This is a genomic window from Deinococcus hopiensis KR-140 (assembly GCF_900176165.1).
GTDB lineage: Bacteria > Deinococcota > Deinococci > Deinococcales > Deinococcaceae > Deinococcus > Deinococcus hopiensis.
The window spans coordinates 1,163,407-1,179,627 of sequence record NZ_FWWU01000009.1 but is presented as its reverse complement, the minus strand read 5'-3'; the positions used below and the strand labels follow the sequence as shown (position 1 = coordinate 1,179,627).

Annotated in this window: 17 protein-coding genes and 1 pseudogene; 10 read left to right on the top strand and 8 right to left on the bottom strand. The window is 68.0% G+C overall.

The window, feature by feature from the left end:
• The first annotated feature begins 35 nt into the window (after nt 1-35).
• Together B9A95_RS19280 and B9A95_RS19275 are read left to right on the top strand one after the other, a co-directional pair.
• On the top strand, nt 36-1,256 hold the full coding sequence (locus B9A95_RS19280; RefSeq protein ID WP_084048767.1) for a toxic anion resistance protein: 1,221 nt from the start codon (nt 36-38) through the stop codon (nt 1,254-1,256).
• A complete protein-coding gene (locus B9A95_RS19275; protein WP_170928715.1) occupies nt 1,253-1,912 on the top strand; it encodes a nucleoside/nucleotide kinase family protein in 660 nt (219 codons plus the stop codon). The genes B9A95_RS19280 and B9A95_RS19275 overlap by 4 nt, the downstream gene beginning before the upstream one ends.
• Nucleotide 1,913: 1 nt before the next feature.
• Here B9A95_RS19275 and B9A95_RS19270 read toward each other — a convergent pair whose 3' ends face one another.
• Nucleotides 1,914-2,129, bottom strand: a complete 216-nt coding sequence (locus B9A95_RS19270) for a hypothetical protein (RefSeq protein WP_084048766.1) — start codon at nt 2,127-2,129, stop codon at nt 1,914-1,916.
• 1 nt (nt 2,130) lies between these two features.
• Here B9A95_RS19270 and B9A95_RS32510 point away from each other — a divergent pair, with 1 nt between their 5' ends.
• From B9A95_RS32510 to B9A95_RS19255, 4 genes are all read left to right on the top strand, one after another.
• A complete protein-coding gene (locus B9A95_RS32510) occupies nt 2,131-2,382 on the top strand; it encodes a hypothetical protein (protein WP_139806891.1) in 252 nt (83 codons plus the stop codon).
• 15 nt (nt 2,383-2,397) lie between these two features.
• On the top strand, nt 2,398-3,273 hold the full coding sequence (locus tag B9A95_RS19265; protein WP_084048765.1) for a phosphotransferase family protein: 876 nt from the start codon (nt 2,398-2,400) through the stop codon (nt 3,271-3,273).
• Nucleotides 3,274-3,367: 94 nt separating this feature from the next.
• Nucleotides 3,368-4,024, top strand: coding sequence for a phosphoribosyltransferase (locus B9A95_RS19260; RefSeq protein WP_084048764.1), 657 nt, complete (start codon nt 3,368-3,370; stop codon nt 4,022-4,024).
• Between the two features lie 4 nt (nt 4,025-4,028).
• Nucleotides 4,029-5,360, top strand: a complete 1,332-nt coding sequence (locus B9A95_RS19255) for an erythromycin esterase family protein (RefSeq protein ID WP_084048763.1) — start codon at nt 4,029-4,031, stop codon at nt 5,358-5,360.
• Nucleotides 5,361-6,047: 687 nt separating this feature from the next.
• On the opposite strand, the pseudogene B9A95_RS37240 reads toward B9A95_RS19255, so the two are convergent.
• The 3 genes and pseudogenes from B9A95_RS37240 to murA all read right to left on the bottom strand — a co-directional run.
• Nucleotides 6,048-6,158: pseudogene (locus B9A95_RS37240) on the bottom strand (helix-turn-helix domain-containing protein); the annotation flags it as partial.
• Nucleotides 6,159-6,173: 15 nt separating this feature from the next.
• Nucleotides 6,174-6,383 (bottom strand): hypothetical protein, encoded by a 210-nt coding sequence (locus tag B9A95_RS19250; protein WP_139806890.1) that lies wholly within the window; start codon nt 6,381-6,383, stop codon nt 6,174-6,176.
• A gap of 303 nt (nt 6,384-6,686) precedes the next feature.
• Nucleotides 6,687-7,970, bottom strand: a complete 1,284-nt coding sequence (murA, locus tag B9A95_RS19245; RefSeq protein ID WP_084048761.1) for a UDP-N-acetylglucosamine 1-carboxyvinyltransferase — start codon at nt 7,968-7,970, stop codon at nt 6,687-6,689.
• Between the two features lie 277 nt (nt 7,971-8,247).
• Here murA and B9A95_RS19240 point away from each other — a divergent pair, with 277 nt between their 5' ends.
• On the top strand, nt 8,248-8,469 hold the full coding sequence (locus B9A95_RS19240; protein WP_084048760.1) for a transcriptional regulator: 222 nt from the start codon (nt 8,248-8,250) through the stop codon (nt 8,467-8,469).
• A gap of 68 nt (nt 8,470-8,537) precedes the next feature.
• On the opposite strand, the gene B9A95_RS19235 is transcribed toward B9A95_RS19240, so the two are convergent.
• Nucleotides 8,538-9,488, bottom strand: coding sequence for a C40 family peptidase (locus tag B9A95_RS19235; protein ID WP_084048759.1), 951 nt, complete (start codon nt 9,486-9,488; stop codon nt 8,538-8,540).
• Nucleotides 9,489-9,888: 400 nt separating this feature from the next.
• Between B9A95_RS19235 and B9A95_RS19225 the strand changes: the two genes are divergently transcribed.
• Complete coding sequence (locus tag B9A95_RS19225) at nt 9,889-11,214, top strand: MFS transporter (protein WP_084048757.1); 1,326 nt, start codon at nt 9,889-9,891, stop codon at nt 11,212-11,214.
• Between the two features lie 81 nt (nt 11,215-11,295).
• The gene (locus tag B9A95_RS33965) at nt 11,296-11,445 is read left to right on the top strand and encodes a hypothetical protein (protein ID WP_170928714.1); all 150 of its coding nucleotides are present in this window, start codon (nt 11,296-11,298) and stop codon (nt 11,443-11,445) included.
• A 301-nt stretch (nt 11,446-11,746) separates the two neighbouring features.
• On the opposite strand, the gene B9A95_RS19220 is transcribed toward B9A95_RS33965, so the two are convergent.
• The 3 genes from B9A95_RS19220 to B9A95_RS33960 all read right to left on the bottom strand — a co-directional run bounded on the left by B9A95_RS19220 (nt 11,747) and on the right by B9A95_RS33960 (nt 15,716).
• On the bottom strand, nt 11,747-13,489 hold the full coding sequence (locus tag B9A95_RS19220) for an SLC13 family permease (RefSeq protein ID WP_084048756.1): 1,743 nt from the start codon (nt 13,487-13,489) through the stop codon (nt 11,747-11,749).
• A 78-nt stretch (nt 13,490-13,567) separates the two neighbouring features.
• Entirely contained in the window at nt 13,568-14,644 is a 1,077-nt protein-coding gene (locus B9A95_RS19215) for a [LysW]-lysine hydrolase (RefSeq protein ID WP_084048755.1), read from the bottom strand.
• Nucleotides 14,628-15,716 (bottom strand): hypothetical protein, encoded by a 1,089-nt coding sequence (locus B9A95_RS33960; RefSeq protein ID WP_084048754.1) that lies wholly within the window; start codon nt 15,714-15,716, stop codon nt 14,628-14,630. Before B9A95_RS33960 ends, B9A95_RS19215 begins: the two co-directional genes overlap by 17 nt.
• A gap of 112 nt (nt 15,717-15,828) precedes the next feature.
• Between B9A95_RS33960 and B9A95_RS19205 the strand changes: the two genes are divergently transcribed.
• Entirely contained in the window at nt 15,829-16,152 is a 324-nt protein-coding gene (locus B9A95_RS19205) for a hypothetical protein (RefSeq protein ID WP_084050840.1), read from the top strand.
• Nucleotides 16,153-16,221: the final 69 nt, after the last annotated feature.

Genomic DNA, 16,221 nt, shown 5'->3' with positions numbered 1-16,221 from the left:
GCAACCTCTTCCCCCCGGAGCGCGTACTGTGGAGCATGAGCGCAGACAAGCCCGGCCCCCTGACGCCCCCCGATACGCTGCTTAAGGCCCCCGAGGCTGTGCCCACCGTTCAGAGCCAGGAAGCGCCCGAGATGGTGCCGCTGACCCCGGAAGACCGCGTACGGCTGGACGCGATGGCGCGCGCCTTTGTGGAGGACGTGCTGAACAACGGCACCCACACCCCCACCTTCAAGCGCAAGCTCGACGCGGTGCATGAGCTGGGCACCCACGAGCAGCGCGCGGCGGCGCAGGTGTCCAGCCGGATGCTCGAACGCCCCCTGAAGGCCACCAAGGCCGGAGCGCTGGCCGAGGGCAGCAACATCCTGAGGGGTCTGACGGACCTGCGCCACACCGTCGAGGAACTCGACCCCAGCCGCACGCCCACCGTACGCGGCTTTCTGGGCAAACTGCCCGGCGGACGCAAGGCCCAGAATGTGATGGACCGCTACCAGAGCGCCCAGAGCCACCTCAACGCCATTCTGGAGGCCCTGTACCGCGGCCAGGACGAACTGCGGCGCGACAACGCCAGCATCGAGACCGAGAAGGTCCACCTCTGGGAGACGATGCAGAAGATCCGCCAGTACGCACACGTGGGCAAGGCCGTGGACGAGGCCCTGACCCAGCGGCTGTACGAACTGGAGTCCTCGGACCCCGACAAGGCCCGCATCGTCCGCGAGGAACTGCTGTTCGCCGTGCGCCAGCGCGTAACGGACCTGCTCACCCAGCTCGCCGTGAGCATTCAGGGTTACCTCGCGCTGGATCTTGTGCGGCGCAACAACCTCGAACTCATCAAGGGCGTGGACCGGGCCACCACCACCACCGTCTCGGCGCTGCGAACGGCCATTATGGTGGCGCAGGCGCTGGGGACCCAGCAGGCGGTGCTGGGCCAAGTGACGGCCCTGAACGACACCACCGGCAAGATGATCGGGTCCACCGCCAGCCTGCTGCGCCAGCAGTCCACCGAGATTCAGCGCCAGGCCGGCAGCGCCACGGTGGACCCCCAGGTCATTCAGGCGGCCTTCCGCGAGGTGTATGGGGCGCTGGACGCCATCAGCACCTACCGCAACCAGGCGCTGGACCGCTTCAAGGAAACCATTCAGGTGCTCGACCGTGAGGTGGGCCACGCCCAGAAGTACCTGGACCGCGAGCGGCAGACCGCTTCCCGCGAGGTGGCCCAGGGCCTGAACGTGACCGAAAAGGGTGACCTGAAGCTTTGAGCGTTCGGATCGCGCTGCTGCGCGCGCTGGCGGAACGGTTGGGCGCCCAGCCTGCCCGCCCTGTCTTGCGCGTGGCGATAGACGGCGTGGACGGAGCGGGAAAAACCACCTTTGCAGACGAGCTGGGCGCAGCCTTGGGGGAGTGTGGCCGAACGGTCATTCGCGCCTCCGTGGACGGCTTTCACGCCCCGCGGGAGGCGCGCTATCGCCGGGGCCGATCTCACCCGGAAGGCTTCTACCGCGACTCCTACGACTATGCGGCTCTGCGCTCCGCCCTGCTGGACCCGCTGGGGCCGGGAGGCAGCGGGCGCTACAGGACGGCCACCTTCGATCATGTGACCGATTCTCCCCTTCACCTGCCCGAGCAGACCGCCAGTCCAGACAGCGTCCTGCTTCTCGACGGCCTGTTTCTGCACCGCCCCGAGTTGCAGGACGTGTGGGACGACTCGGTGTTCTTGCAGGTGGATTTTGAGGTGTCGGTGCCACGCGGGGCGGCGCGTGGGCCAGGCTACGGGTCTCCCGATCCGCAAGCCGAAGCCAACCGACGCTACGTGGAAGGCAACCGCCTGTACTTCGCGGAAGCTCAACCGCAGCGCCGCGCAGGTGTGGTGGTGGACAACAATGACCTCTCGGCCCCGTTCATCATTCGTGCGTGAGCTACGCCAGCGCCGCGGCCTCCTGCCGCTGAGGGTCAGGTGACCCGGGCCCGAATCTGCCGGGCGCACCCTCCACCTGCGCGTACCTCCTGCCTTCGCGCACGCCGTCCACCTGCGCCCTCGCCGCGCCGCTCACGCGGGTGGCCTTGCGGCCCACGGCCACATCCGGATTACAGCGGACCTGCGGCGCGGCCCCCACCGCAAAGACCTCATCCACGATGACCCCGACCCCGGCGCAGACCTTCGCCAAAGCTCCAGGCCACGTTCAGCTGGCGGAACACGTCGCCTGTGCTGACCTCACCCCCCGGCCCGAAGCCGCGGCCTTCGCCCGAACGGTGCAGGGCGGGCAGCAGCGCCTCCACCAGGGTGTCCACAACCCGGGATGCGGGCGCACTTCCTGCAACCGGGGAGCCAGGGTGGACTTGCCCGAATCCAAACCTCCAACCCGCGTCAACATGGCTCCGCAGTAGGGGCAAGAGACCCCGATGACACGAACGGAAACAGCCGCAGACCTCCTCCTGGCCCAGCGTATCCTCAGCTCCCCAGCACAGTTTCTGGCAGCGGGGGCCACCTGCGTGGCGTACACCGATGGGCGGCGGGTGGTTCGCCTCTCCGCCCCCCCTCTCGGGAAGGAGGTCCGTTTTCAGGTGGACGCGGCCATTCGCGCCGCCCTGGGTGCAGCGGGGGCCCCCTCGGCCGAAGGGGTAGAGGTCGGCGTGCTGCCGAACGGACGGGCCTACAGCGTGGACACCCTCGCGCTGGGCGATGCGGGCGGCCCTTCTCCCGCAGGCTGGGCGGACCTGGGGTGGGCGTTGGGCGCGCTCCACCGCCTTCCCCACTCGGGCTTCGGCCTGCTGGAAGACCGCGCAGACGCTTTCGTGGGTCAGGCGCAGACGCCTGGGAACGGACTGCGAACGAGGCTTCAGGACGCCTGGCCTTTGGGAGAGACACCGCTGGAGAGACACCCACTGATTGGCACCGCTCCCGAACTTGCCCTACCCATTGCCAGGTTGCGGGACGGGTTGGAGGGCGTGATTTGCGGCGAAACGGCCCTTTGCCATACCGACCTGCACCGCGAGCAGTTCCGCTGGCAGGAGGGCCGCTTATCTGCGCTGCTCGATTTCGGGGACGCGGCCATCGGCCCGCCCGCGTGGGATCTGGCGAGCATCGCCTACTTTCACGGCTGGGAGGTGGCGGAGGGGGTGGCCAGTGCTGCCGCGTTGAACTGTGGACATAGCGCAGCCCTGTTCGGGCTCCTGCTCGCCTTCCACCGGGCCAGCCGCGCCGTGACCATGGGGCGTTCCACCCACCCGACCGAAGCGGCCGCGTTTGCAAGGAGTTGCCTGGTGCGGCTGGCCTGACACCGCCCGCCATGAGCGCCTTCCCAGAACCCCCTAAAGTGAAGGTGGATGGCAGCGCGGGGCACCTCCTCCCACAATCGGGGGGAGGTGCCCCATGACTCCAGATGGCTTCCAGAACCGGCAGGAGGCCGGGCGGCGGCTCGCAGATCATCTGCTCGCGCTCGGCCCCTGGCCCGACACCACCGTGCTGGCCCTGCCGCGCGGCGGCGTGCCGGTGGCCTTTCCGGTGGCCCAGACCCTCAAGGCTCCGTTGGACGTGTTTCTGGTCCGCAAGCTGGGCCTGCCCGGACACGAGGAGGTGGCGATGGGGGCCCTCGCGCCGGGTGGGATACGGGTGCTGAACGAGGACCTCGTCCGGCGGCTGCGCGTAACCCCGCAAGCCATTGCCGCTGTGGAAGCGAGGGAACAGGCCGAGCTGTCCCGGCGCGAGGCGGCCTACCGCGAGGGACGCGAGGCCGCCGCGGTGCGGGGCCGAACCGTTCTGCTGATCGACGACGGTGTGGCGACGGGCGCAACGCTGCGGGCCGGTTTAAAGGCGCTGCAGGCCCTCTCTCCCTCCCGCGTCGTGGTGGCCGTGCCCGTCGCGCCTCGAGAAGTCTGCCGCGTGCTGGAAGCGGAAGCAGATCACGTCGTCTGCCTCACCACCCCATCCGACTTCATGGCCGTGGGCCAGTTCTACGCCGACTTTCGCCAGACCACCGACGCGGAGGTGCGTGGGCTACTGACCCGCGCCTCTGCCCACAAGGAGTGATCCCATGCCCGAGCACGAAGCCGAACCCCTCCAGACCCTGCGCCGGTCCGCCCATCCCCTGACCGGAGCTTCAGCCGACTACGACGCACTGCTAGACCGCATCGGCGACGCCCGTTTTGTCCTCATTGGCGAGGCGTCGCACGGCACCCACGAGTTCTACCGCGAGCGCGCCCGCATCACCCGGCGGCTGATTGAGGAAAAGGGCTTTACCGCCGTGGCCGTGGAGGCCGACTGGCCCGATGCCTACCGCGTCAACCGCTACGTGCGCGGCCAGGGCGAGGACGGCAGCGCCATAGAGGCCCTAAATGATTTTCAGCGCTACCCCAGATGGATGTGGCGCAACGAGGACGTGCAGCAGTTCGTGGAGTGGCTGCGCGAGCACAACGAACGGCACCCCGGGCAGGCGGTGGGCTTCTACGGCCTGGACCTCTACTCGCTGCACCGCTCGATGGCCGCCGTCGTGAAGTACCTGGAAGGCGTGGACCCGGCAGCGGCGGAACGTGCCCGCAAGCGCTACGCGTGCTTTGATCATTTCGGCGACAACCCCCAGGCGTACGGCTACGCTACCGAGTACGGCCGCTGGGAGCCGTGTGAGGACGAGGCCGTGCAGCAACTCCTCGAACTCCAACGACGCGAGCCGGAACTCGCGCACGGCCCGCTTGCCGAAGACGAGCACTTCTTCGCGGAGCAGAACGCCCGCCTGGCGAAAAACGCCGAGAACTACTACCGCTCCATGTTCCGGGGCCGTGACGAATCGTGGAATATTCGCGATTCCCATATGGCCGAGACGTTGGGAGCGCTCGCCGAACACAGTGAGGGCCAGGGCAAGACGCCCAAAGTGGTGGTCTGGGCCCACAACTCGCACCTCGGTGACGCCCGCGCGAGCGAGATGGGCTGGCTGCGCGGCGAGTTGAACCTGGGGCAGTTGACGCGCGAACGCTGGACGCAAGAGACCTTCATCCTGGGCCAGACCACCCACCACGGCACGGTAACGGCCTCCGACGACTGGGACAGTCCCGCGAAAACCAAGCGGGTGCGCCCGGGGATGCCCGGCAGCGTGGAGGACCTGCTGCACGGGGTGGGAGGCGACTTCTGGCTGGACCTGCGCGAGCCAGGGGTGGCCGAGGCCCTGCGCGAAGAACAACTCCAGCGCTTTATCGGCGTAATCTACCGCCCCGAAACCGAGCGCTGGAGCCACTACGTCCACACCCACTTCAGCGACATGTACGACGCCGCGCTCCACTTCGACGAGACGGGCGCCCTGGTGCCCCTGGACGCAGCGCCAGGGAAAGGAGAACCCGGCGAGCTGCCGAACACATACCCGGTGGGCGAGTAATACGGAGTCGGGTGAATCCGTTATTTCACAACGGGTTCACCCGAGCGGAGCGAGCAGGAAAAACAGTGACGGAGAGGCGTGGAATCACCGGAGCGGAGGTAGGGGATGAGCCGTATCATACGGACTCGGAGTAATTTGTTAACGCAGGCCACCACAGGAAGAGGGTGTGCCGCGAGAGAAGACCGGGTTGGATCTCCAGCCAAGCACACCGTTGAGCAAGGATCTGGGTGAAGTCCTGCAAGGTGTCGAAGCTAGCGATTGGCCGCCGTGGAATTGGTCAACGCCCAGCGCCGCAGGGCGGGTTGCCGCTCCGGGACGTAGGGGGCAAGGTCACCGTTTCGATGCCTGGTGGCTGTCCCTGCAGTGCAGGGACAGCCACCTTCCCCCGTCCTGTACGACCAGGACGTGGTGGTCCTCACCCGCGTCCACACGCTTGGCAAAGGTGCTCATCACCAGCGGATACGCCTCCTTATTCAAGACCGGCATCCGCCAGAACCGGCTTTCCCCACGCTTGGGGTAGACGAAGGCGCAGATGCAGAGCCACCCGTACCGAGGGTGAACGGGACGGACCTGGGGCTGCCCGGTGGGTGCCCAGACGGTACGGAGCCGGGGGCAGCAAGCCCAGACGATGTTCGTCCATCGCCCAGAGCAAGACACGCGGATGGAGAAGCTCCGCTAACGCTTTGTTCAGAATGCCTCCTTGGCTTCCTCATCGCCCTTGACGTGCCCTGGGCGGGACTTCTGCGGTAAAAAGCCAGCGGCACGCATAAGTTCGTAGGTCCGCCCCAGGTAGACGTCCTTGCTGAATTCCTGTCAGGTCCAGGCTTGCAGTCGCTTGCCTTCCCCCACCATCCCCTGCTCGAAATCCTGATGGATTTGAGCCGACAGACGCTGTTGTTCCTCCGCGGTCAAGAGGGTTGGGGCACCACGGTTCTTCTCTCGACCGTCCCGCAACGCAGCGAGCCCCCGTTCCCGGTCTCGGTCCAGAAGGTGGTAGGCCGTGATCCGGCTATAGCGGCTCAAGGACAACACCTCCTTCAAGGGGCGCTGCTCTGCGAGCAGCGCGAAGAACTGGGCGCGGCGACGCTACCGCGCAGGTACTGGTTTGAAAAATGCCCCAGAACTCTTCAGTGCTGGAGGGGGCCGGTAAAAGCAGACTGCTTGATCCCCTGTTGCAAACGATTTATCCGGAACCCGTATGAGGCGTTTTGGCCCCTCTTCTCCGGGCAGCAACACCGCCCAACATTCACACGTGCCCCAAAAATGTCGCGTCCGACCTCCGCCCGCAGATGCCAGCAGGAGACCGGACGCGCCGCCCCACCGACCTCAGTCCATCGCGCTCGCCAGCATCGGTAGGGGCTGCACAGCGTTCGCGCCGACGGAGCGCAGCCGCTCAGCCAGGTTCTCATAGCCCCGGTTGAGGTACTGTACGCCGTCGATGACGGTTTCACCCGGCGTGGTCAGGGCGGCGATAAACAGGGCCGCTCCCGCACGCAGGTCGGCCGCTTTGACGGGAGCGGCGTGCAGTGGGCCGCCCTGGATCACCTGGGTGTAGCCGCTGACGGTGATGTTTGCGCCCATGCGGTGCAGCTCGGCCACGTGGGTCAAGCGGTCCGGATACACCGGGTCCTGCACCACGCTGGTGCCCGGTACCGTGGCGAGCAGGGCGCTCATCTGGGGCTGCAGGTCTGTGGGAAAGCCGGGGAAGCTCTGGGTGGTCAGGTTCACCGGCTTCAACTCACGGCCTTCGGCGTCCACGACCAGGCGGTCATCCGTTTCGAGAATGTCCACGCCCATCTCCATCAGCTTGCTGCTCAGCGCGCGGAGGTGATCGGGGCGCACGTTCGTCAGGGTGATGCGGCTGCGGGTGGCCGCGGCGGCGATCATAAAGGTCCCGGCCTCGATGCGGTCCGGAATGACCGTGTACTCGCCCCCGTGCAGCGCGGGCACACCACGGATGGTCAGGGTATTGGTCCCCGTGCCCTCGATATCGGCGCCCAGGCTGTTCAGAAAATTGATCAGGTCCACCACGTCGGTATCGATGCTGGCGTTTTCCAGCGTGACTGTGCCATCGCCGAGCACCGCCGCCAGAATCGCGTTCTGGGTGCCGCCTACGGTCAGCAGCTCGAACACGAAGCGCCCGTTCAGGCTGCTCGCGCGCCGGGCATCAAAATTGCCGCCGTCCTCGGAGACCTCCACGCCCAGGGCGCGAAACGCCTTGACGTGCTGGTCCACTGGGCGCGGCCCCCACGCGCAGCCGCCGGGCATGGAGACGGTGGCCGCGCCCGCGCGGGCCAGCAGCGCGCCCATGATGATGAAGCTCGCGCGCATCTTGCTGACCAGGGCGTAGGGGGCGTCCGTATGCAGGACCTCGGGCGTATGCAGAATCAGGCTGTGCGGTCCCACCCAGGTGTGCCGCGTCCCGATATGCTGCGCGAGGTCCAGGATGGTCTGCACGTCGCTGAGGCGGGGAACCCCATGCAGGGTCACGGGCTCGCTGCTCAGGAGGCTGGCGACGATAATCGGCAGAGCGGCGTTCTTGCTGGGCTGAACGGCGATCTCGCCGGACAGCGCCCGGCCTCCTTTGATGTGCAGCGGGGTTGGTTGCATGGTGGTCCTTTCGGTCACGCCCTGAGGGCGTGTGGGAGGGTGAAGTTTAGCCGCGCCGAGTAAATCGGGCGCAAAGCTCGACGCATGTTACACACGTTGCTCACCGTACGTCTACGCACCGGGTCAGGCGGCTAAGTGCCGCGTGAAGGCCCACCGCCCCGAAAGGAACTGCACAGGAGTGCGCCTCCCATCATGTTGAGGCCACTCAAGTGACGTGCTACGCTGCCCCGCGAGATCAGTGGTGCCCCCAGCGGGGCGCGCCGGGAGAGGGAGAGGGATGCCGAAGAAGGAACGCAAACGCCTCCAGGTGGTGATCAGCGAGGAGCAAGACGCCCTGCTGACCCGCACGGCCTATGAGCTCTCCAGCCCCGAGCGTCTGATCAGCAAGAGCGAGGTCGTACGCCTCGCCATCGAGAAGATCGCCCGCGAACTGGGCGAGGGCGAACATATCGACGAGTACCGCACCCTGCTGGACACCGAGAACGTCTCGGACGAGTAAGCCTTAAAAAAGCAGCGCAGCTCCTTGAAGGAGCTGCGCTGCTCGCCTCGTGGAGAACCAGGGGCGCCTTACCGGCCCATCCCGTATACGGTAGGCGGCAACACGCGCCGGGCCCCCAGGAGGCGCGGAGCCCAGTACGCGTCGCCCTGCAGGTGATCCACGGCCACCTTGCCCTTGTAGGAGTTGGCGTTCACAAATTGGTTGTCTCCCAGGTAGATGCCCACGTGCGTGACCTCCCCCCGTCCCACGGTGTCGAAAAACACCAGGTCCCCCGGCTGCAGGTCGCCCAGGGCCACCGGCGTGCCTGCCTGCGCCTGATCGGCGCTGCGGCGCGGCAGTTGCACCCCCAGCGGCGAGAAGACCTGCAGCACGAAGCCGCTGCAGTCCAGGCCGGTGGTGGCTGTGCCCCCGAAGACGTAGGGAATGCCCAGCATCGACATCGCCGCATCCTTCCAATTGCTTGGCAGGGAAGTGGTGGCTGCGGGAGCGGGGGCAGCCGGAGCGGATGCGGGGGCACTGGGGGATGTGGCGGCAAAGACTGTGGGAGCGGGAGCCGGGGCCACCGCCACCCGGGGGACGGGCGAGGTCGCAGGCGCGCCGGGCACCTTCAGCACCTGCCCCACTTCCAGCACCACATCCGGCGCGAGGCCGTTGAGGGCCAGCAGCCGGTCCACCGTCAGGCCGTAGCGCCGCGACAGGGAATACAGGGTGTCGCCACGCTGCACCGCGTAGGTGCTGTCCTCGGCCACGCGCAGCACCTGTCCCACCTGCAGATCCGGCGCGCCCAGGCCGTTGAGCGCCAGCAGGGCGTCCACGGTCAGCCCATTGGTCCGTGCCAGGCTGTAGGCCGTATCTCCGGCCCGGACCGTCACCGTTCCGGCGGCAGAAGCAGAAAGCCCAGGGAGCGTCGCGCTTCCTGAGCCTGGGGTTCCTGGGTTACCGGCCGCCTGCGCCGTCGAGAGCGTCCCGGCGAGAACCAGGAGGGCGGGAAGCAGAGCGGAGCGGGAAAACAAGGACATGAGGCAGACTCACAGGGCGCGAAATACAGTGGGGCGGAAGCGCCGGGACACGGGACCCGACGCGAAGGTGCCCAGAGTGAAAAAGGCACGATGGGCAGACCATGAGGGTCCACCAAAGAAACTGAAGCACGCGCACCTTAACATATGAAGATCACATTTGCCAAGCCCTCATGGCACTGAGGACGCGAGAACTCCTGCTCGGACAGGTTTTTGGCTTTCCGTGCTCCGCTGCCGTTCTGCGGGGAGTTCACCCTCAGCGCCAGGCCACCCTTCATCCGCTGGAGAGGGCCGCCCTGGAAAGCGGGCCCCAACTTCATCCATCACCCGAGCGACTCACGCCGCTGTTCCAGCGTGCGGGACAGTGCGCGCGTGAGGAACAGGACGGGCATATGCTGGGCGCGTGTTTGAGCGCGCCTCGGTGTGGCGGGAGCGGACGTTCCGCGCGCTGCACCATCCCCACTACCGCCGCTACTGGCTGTCACAACTGCTGTCGCTCGTCGGCTCGTGGATGCAGGCGACGGCGCAGCAGTACCTCGTGCTGGAGCTGTCGGGGGGCAGCAGCGCCGCGCTCGGTTCGGTCACGGTGGCGCAGTTTCTGCCCAGCCTGCTGCTGTCGCTGTTCGCGGGAGCGGTGATCGACCGGGTCCCCCGGCGCCAGGTGCTGCTCACCACGCAGGTCACGCTGCTGTGTACGGCCACCGCCCTCGCCATCACCACGCACCTCGGCGTGGTGACCCTGCCGCTTGTGATGGCGCTCGCCTTTGTCAGCGGCACCGCCAACGCCTTTGACATGCCTGCTCGGCAGAGCATGGTCGTGGACTTTGTGCCTCGCAGCGACGTGCCCAACGCGGTGGCCCTCAACAGCCTGTCGTTCAATGTGTCGCGCACGGTGGGCCAGGCCCTGTTCGGCGTGGTGGCCGCCCTGGGTGTGGCCCTGCTCGCGCGGGGCGACGCGGACGATATCGCGCGCCTGGCCTTGCCCTTCTACCTGAATGTGGCGTCTTTCTCCGCGGTGCTGTTCGTGATCGCTACGCTGCCCTTTCCGGTCCGCGAGCACGCTCCCCGCGGGAGCATGGGCGAAGACGTGCGCGAGGGGCTGCGCTACGTCCGGGTCACTCCTGCCGTGCGGAACGTGATGCTGCTGGTGGGACTGCTGAGCCTGACCGTGATCAACTTTAACGTGATCATTCCGTATTACGCCCGTGTGGTGTTTGGGGCGCGCGAGGCCGCCTTCGGGGCCCTGTCTGCGGCCTTTGGGGTGGGCGCGATGGCGGGAGCGCTGTGGCAGGCGAGCAAGCCCAACCCGGTGCGGAACCTGCGCTTGGGGGCCGTGGTGCTGCTCGCGGCGACGGTGCTGCTGGCCTTCACGCCGGGGCCGCTCCTGGCCGCGCCCGTGCTGGTAGGCTGCGGTTTCGGAATGCTGTCGCTGCTCGTCAGCGCCAACAGTACCGTGCAGCTCACCATCCCCGACGCTCTGCGCGGACGCGTGATGAGCCTGTACTCGTTCGTGCTGGTGGGAATGGGACCGCCCGGAGCCGTGATCGCCAGCACGCTGATCAACAAGAACGGGCTCCTGGGGCCGCGCTGGGGCCTGATTACGCTGGCGGTCCTGGGGGCGCTGGCCCTGCTGCTGCTGTGGAAGCGCCTGCCCCGCGAGTTGCCGGGAGGTCAGAAAACGGCGGCCCCCCTACCGGAGGCCAAAGAGCGCTCCTTGCCGGCGGATTGAGCACGCCCGGCGTCCCGTCTTCCGGACCTTTCTCAACGCCCTGTAAGCCCTGCGCAGGACAACGGCTGTTATGCTGCAGCCATGAGTTCAGACCGCAATCACGTGCTGATGACGTGGGCACTCGTCGTGGTCGCCCTCGGCGCACTTGTCGGCATCGGCACGACCGCCGCCCTGCTGGCCCGCAAGGACCGTCCCCTGCCGGATGATCCGGACGCGCCGCTGTTTATCTAGGCTCCAGTCGTCAGAGGAGTTTTTCCTGGCCACGGAAGCTGGCGCCTCATACGGACGCCGAGTGAATTGTTTGCGGAGTGGTTCAGTTTAAGCAGAGCGAGAAGGAGAGAAACGGGCTCCGGGTGTGGAGGCAAGCAACCCGGCGGTCTTTCGGTGTGTTCGCAAAACAGACGCAACCCGTGTGATAAGGGTTCGGTTCATCCGTTATGAAAGGCCGAGCGGAGCAGGCAGGAAAAACGGTGACACAGAGGCGTGGAAGCACCGGAGCGGAGCCCAGGGAACGGGTGATCCGGAAACCGCATCAGAACGGCCAGACCCGTGGAATCACCAGCAACGCCACCGCGAAGGTTACGAGGGTCAGTCCCATGCCCACCCGCACGAAGTCGATAAAACGGTAACGCCCCGGGCCGTACACGAGCATGCACGACGGTTCCAGGGGAGTGATGAAGGAGTTGCTCGCGGCGACTGTGACGCCGATGACGAAGGGACGCGGATCATGGCCCAGGGCCTCGGCAGTGCCGATGGCGAGGGGCAGCATCACGAGGGCCGCCGCCTGGTTGCTCATGGGCTGGGTCAAGGCCACGGTGACGGCGAAGAGGGCCGCCAGGAGGCCGTAGGGCCCCAGAGGCTCCAGCACGCCGGAAATGCCTGCGGTAAGGACCTTCGCCGCGCCGGTGTCCTCGAAGGCCGTGCCGAAGGCGAGCATGCAGGCGACGAGCACGATCACCGGCCACTCGATGGCGCCGTAGGCCTCGTCGGGGGAGATCAGGCGCAGGGCCAGCGCCAGGCCGACGGCCACCACCACAGCCACGCTGAGGGGCACCAGGCCCAGACCCCCGGCGACCACCGCACCGCCGAACAGCAGCAGGGCCAGGGGCGCTTTGCGCAGGTCCCGCTGCTCCTCGGTGAGGTCCCCCAGCACCGTGAGATACTCGCCCAGCGCCGAGAGACGTTCCTCGCTCCCCTGCAGCAGCAGCACGTCGCCCACCTGCACCCGCAGGCCGCCCAGTCGCTCGACCGTACGGGCGCGGCGGTGCAGCGCCAGGACCGATACGCCGTAGCGCTCGCGAAAGCGCGACTCGCGCAGGGTGCGGCCCGTGAGGGGGCTCCCCGGCAATACGACGGCCTCCACCAGACGCACGGGCACCTCGCCCCCCGCCTGGAGTTTCTGCTCGCTCTTGCTGAATACGCCCAGCACGCTCTTGCCTGTCAGGATGCGCTCGGTGGGGCCTTCCACGGCCAGGGTGTCACCCTCCTGCACGTGGAAATCCGCACTGGGGCCGTAGAAGGTATCCGCCCCACGCCGCACCGCCACCACGGTCAGGCCGTAGTCGCGGCCCAGACCAGTTTCCCGCAGCGTCTGTCCCGCCAGCGCGCTGCCCGGCGCGACGGTCAGGTCCGCGAGGTAGGCGCGCAGAGACTCTTCGAGCGCGGCTTCACCTTCGGGCAACAGCCGGGGCGCGACGAAAAAGAGATACAGCAGGCCCATCACGGCGACGGGCAGCCCCACCCAGGCCAGTTCAAAAAAGCCCAGCGGCTTCAGTCCCGCTGCCGGAAGCGCGCCCGACACGACGAGGTTGGTGGAGGTGCCGATTACCGTAATGGTGCCGCCCAGGATGCTGGCGTAGGCGAGCGGCATCAGCACCCGGCTGGGCGCGATGCCCGCGCGGCGGGCCAGGCCGGTCACAACGGGCAGAAAGACGGCGGTCGTGGCGGTGTTGCTGGTAAACGCACTCACGCCCGCCACCGCCCCCAGCATGCCCCGCACCATGGCGCCGGCATTCCTGGCGCGCCGCGCCAGCGCCCGCCCCACCCACTCGATCACCCCAGCGCGCTGCAGCACCCGCGTGAGAATAAACAGGCCCGAAAGCGTCATGACGGTATCGCTGCCGAAGCCTGCGAACGCCTCCTTGGGCTTCAGGAGATTCAGACCCAGCAGCGCGCCCAGCAGCAGCAGGGCCGTGACGTCCACGGGCAGCCACTCGGTGGCAAACAGCACGAGGGCGGCGGCAAACAGGATGAGCAAGATGGTCACAGGGTCCATAGGTCTCCAGAAATAAGGGGGCAAAAGTGCGGCCCCTACCTTATCCCCGGCCCCTGACCCCCGGCACCCCAGCGAGTCTTAATTCCCCGTGGTCGCCGCCAGCCGGGTGAGGGCCGAGGTGAGCACCGCCACCGCCCGGTCATACTCGGCGAGATCGAGGTGCTCGTTCGGCGTGTGGTCCAGCGAGCTGTCGCCCGGGCCGTAAGCCACGGTGGGCACCGGCCAGTGCCGGGCGACCACGTTCATGTCGCTGGTCCCGGTCTTGACCTTGAAGACGGGCGTGCCGCCCTGCTCGCGGATCGCCACGCGCAGGGCGCGGGTCAGGGCGTTGTCGCGCCCGTGGCGCACCGCCGCCTCGTGACCCACGAAGGTCAGGGTAACGGGCAGGTCCGCGAGCAGCGCGCTCAGGGCTTCCTCCACCGCTTCCGGGGACAGGCGCGGCGGCAGGCGCAGGCCGAAGGTGCCCTCGGCGACTTGCGCGAGGCCGTCCGTGCGGGCCGACAGCCCCTGGATGGTGGCCTGCACCGCGCCGAAGATGCCCCCCCCCGGATGGTCCCGGCCCTCCTCCGCTGCCCCCCAGCTCCGTACCCGGAACCAGGCCTCGGTGAGGTCATCGGCGGCGCTGGTGCCCTCGCCCGCCGTGTGGAAGTTGTCCTTCTGCACGCGGGCCTGCACCACGAGGCGGCCCTTGTAACCCAGAGTCAGGCCCGCCCAGCCGCTCGGTTCCCCAATCAGCACGAAATCGGGCGCGTACTGCCGGGCCGCGTGCCGTGCGCCCCGACTGCTGGGCGCTTCCTCCTCCGTCGCGCCGATGCACACGAAGCGTGCGCCCCGCAGGGCCGACTCCGGCAGGGCCGCCACCGCCGCCACAAAGGTGCAGAAACTCCCCTTGGCGTCCACGCTGCCGCGTCCGTACAGCCGCTCGCCCTCCACCCGCACGGGGATGTCGCCCGGCACGGTGTCGATGTGGCCCAGCAGCACGACGGTGAGGGGTCCAGTCCCCCGTTCACCCACCGCATTGCCGGCCTCGTCCACCTGGGCGGAAAAGCCGTGCGCCGCCATCCAACCGCTCAGGTACTCGGCGACTGGCCCCTCTTCCCCCGACAGCGAGGGGATGGAGACGGTGCCAGTCAGCAGGTCACGGGCGGACGTCATCAGCGTCGCCTGCCGCTCCAGCCGCCTGTCCCCCAGCCACCTCGTTCGCCAGTGCGACGATCAGGCGCGTCACGTCCGCGAACACAAACAGCGCCACCGAACCGACACCGCCCGCGATCAGGGTCCACAGTCCGTTCAGGGGCGCGCCGCCCTGGTACTGAAAGAAGGCCAACCCGATGGCGGCCAGGCCCAGCACAGCGGCGAGGACCTGCAAGCGGCTGGGCAGTCCCCCCACAGCAGCGGCCCGCGCGGCGAGCCGTCCGTACTTTGGTGCCGGGCGCTCCACCTCCAGCGCCTCCGCAGGCAAGGCGCTGGAGGGTGACGGGGGCGCGGCAGGAGGGGTGACGGGCGGCGTGGCCAGGGCTGCCGCCGCCTGGGGACGAGGATCAGCCTGAACCACCGTGACCTTCGCGGGACTGGACTCCAGACGCGCGCCCAGCGGGGCCGCCGGCTCCGCCGTCTGCACCTCCAGGCGCGGCTTGGTGCGGTTCTGTTTCTCCTGGGCCTGCCGGTTTTCCTGCGCCTGCTTGGCCCCCCCCAGCTTGATGGGTTCGGGCCTGGGCCTGTTTGCCTGGGTCAGTTCCGCCTTCGCCGGCTCGGCCTCGATGGCCCCGGAGTTCACGGCCTCCACCTCGGCGGGCCCAGGCAGGTTGGGCTTGGCGTCGCTCGGGGTAGGGACCGGTGGGGGCGTCGGCGCCGCCGCTGACGCGGCGGGCGCACTGCCAAAGGTCTTGAAGCCGCCGGCCGTGGGCAGCGGCGCGGGGGGCAGGTTCTTGGCGCGTGCGGTGGCGTCGCGAACCTCGGCGAAAAAGCCCTGCACCTGGCTGGGCTCAAAACCCAGCAGGCTCGCCGTGAGGGCCGTGCCGGCAGGCGTCTCGACCCGCAGCAGACCGTCAGCATCGCTGCGGATGCGGGTCAGGTCCCGCAGGGTCACGCGGCGGGTGCCCTGGCCGTCTTGGTAGATCAGCAGATCTCCGAGCAGGGCGAAAAAAGCCTCCTCGCCTTCCAGGACGGCCAGCGGCGACGCCTCTATTCCCAGGCCCCGCAGGGCCGTTATTACACGCTCAGTCATGGTTCTTTCCTCACCTTGAGGGGCAGCATAGCGGGTCTCCGGCGCCACGCGGATAAAGGCCTGCGCAGGGCAGGCTCATGTGCGCTTGAAGATGGGAGACGCACACTGGGGCATGAGCGACACAGACCACCGCTACGGTGACGCGCCCCTGGGCAAGAGCGTCGAGGAAATCGAGCGCGAGGGCGGAAACCTCGTCAATTCACCGGTGCCGGGCGAGAACCGCGGCGACGACGGCGTTTTGCCCGTCGTGATTCCCCCCGCCGTCGCCGGAACGGGCGTGGGCGCACCTCTGGTGGGCGGTGTGGCTGGGACCGGCAACGGGCTGGCGGCCGCCGAACTCGCGGTGGTGGGCAACGGACGGCTGGTGGAGGACGGTGGGGACGCCGACGACGGCACTGCGCGCGCGAACCGCGACAGCAGCGAGGGAACGGTCTAACCCTCTTTCCGCAGGAGGACGCAGGTCCAGGCTTCGGCCTGGGCTTTTTTCATGCCGTCCGTTTCGGAG

What these genes read in the sequence shown, in the direction of transcription:
- B9A95_RS19280 (WP_084048767.1), top strand. Translation starts at nt 36, where the DNA reads ATGAGCGCAGACAAGCCCGGCCCCCTGACGCCCCCCGATACGCTGCTT.
- B9A95_RS32510 (WP_139806891.1), top strand. Translation starts at nt 2,131, where the DNA reads ATGACCCCGACCCCGGCGCAGACCTTCGCCAAAGCTCCAGGCCACGTT.
- B9A95_RS19265 (WP_084048765.1), top strand. Translation starts at nt 2,398, where the DNA reads ATGACACGAACGGAAACAGCCGCAGACCTCCTCCTGGCCCAGCGTATC.
- B9A95_RS19260 (WP_084048764.1), top strand. Translation starts at nt 3,368, where the DNA reads ATGACTCCAGATGGCTTCCAGAACCGGCAGGAGGCCGGGCGGCGGCTC.
- B9A95_RS19255 (WP_084048763.1), top strand. Translation starts at nt 4,029, where the DNA reads ATGCCCGAGCACGAAGCCGAACCCCTCCAGACCCTGCGCCGGTCCGCC.
- murA (WP_084048761.1), bottom strand. Translation starts at nt 7,970, where the DNA reads ATGCAACCAACCCCGCTGCACATCAAAGGAGGCCGGGCGCTGTCCGGC.
- B9A95_RS19240 (WP_084048760.1), top strand. Translation starts at nt 8,248, where the DNA reads ATGCCGAAGAAGGAACGCAAACGCCTCCAGGTGGTGATCAGCGAGGAG.
- B9A95_RS19235 (WP_084048759.1), bottom strand. Translation starts at nt 9,488, where the DNA reads ATGTCCTTGTTTTCCCGCTCCGCTCTGCTTCCCGCCCTCCTGGTTCTC.
- B9A95_RS33965 (WP_170928714.1), top strand. Translation starts at nt 11,296, where the DNA reads ATGAGTTCAGACCGCAATCACGTGCTGATGACGTGGGCACTCGTCGTG.
- B9A95_RS19220 (WP_084048756.1), bottom strand. Translation starts at nt 13,489, where the DNA reads ATGGACCCTGTGACCATCTTGCTCATCCTGTTTGCCGCCGCCCTCGTG.
- B9A95_RS19215 (WP_084048755.1), bottom strand. Translation starts at nt 14,644, where the DNA reads ATGACGTCCGCCCGTGACCTGCTGACTGGCACCGTCTCCATCCCCTCG.
- B9A95_RS33960 (WP_084048754.1), bottom strand. Translation starts at nt 15,716, where the DNA reads ATGACTGAGCGTGTAATAACGGCCCTGCGGGGCCTGGGAATAGAGGCG.
- B9A95_RS19205 (WP_084050840.1), top strand. Translation starts at nt 15,829, where the DNA reads ATGAGCGACACAGACCACCGCTACGGTGACGCGCCCCTGGGCAAGAGC.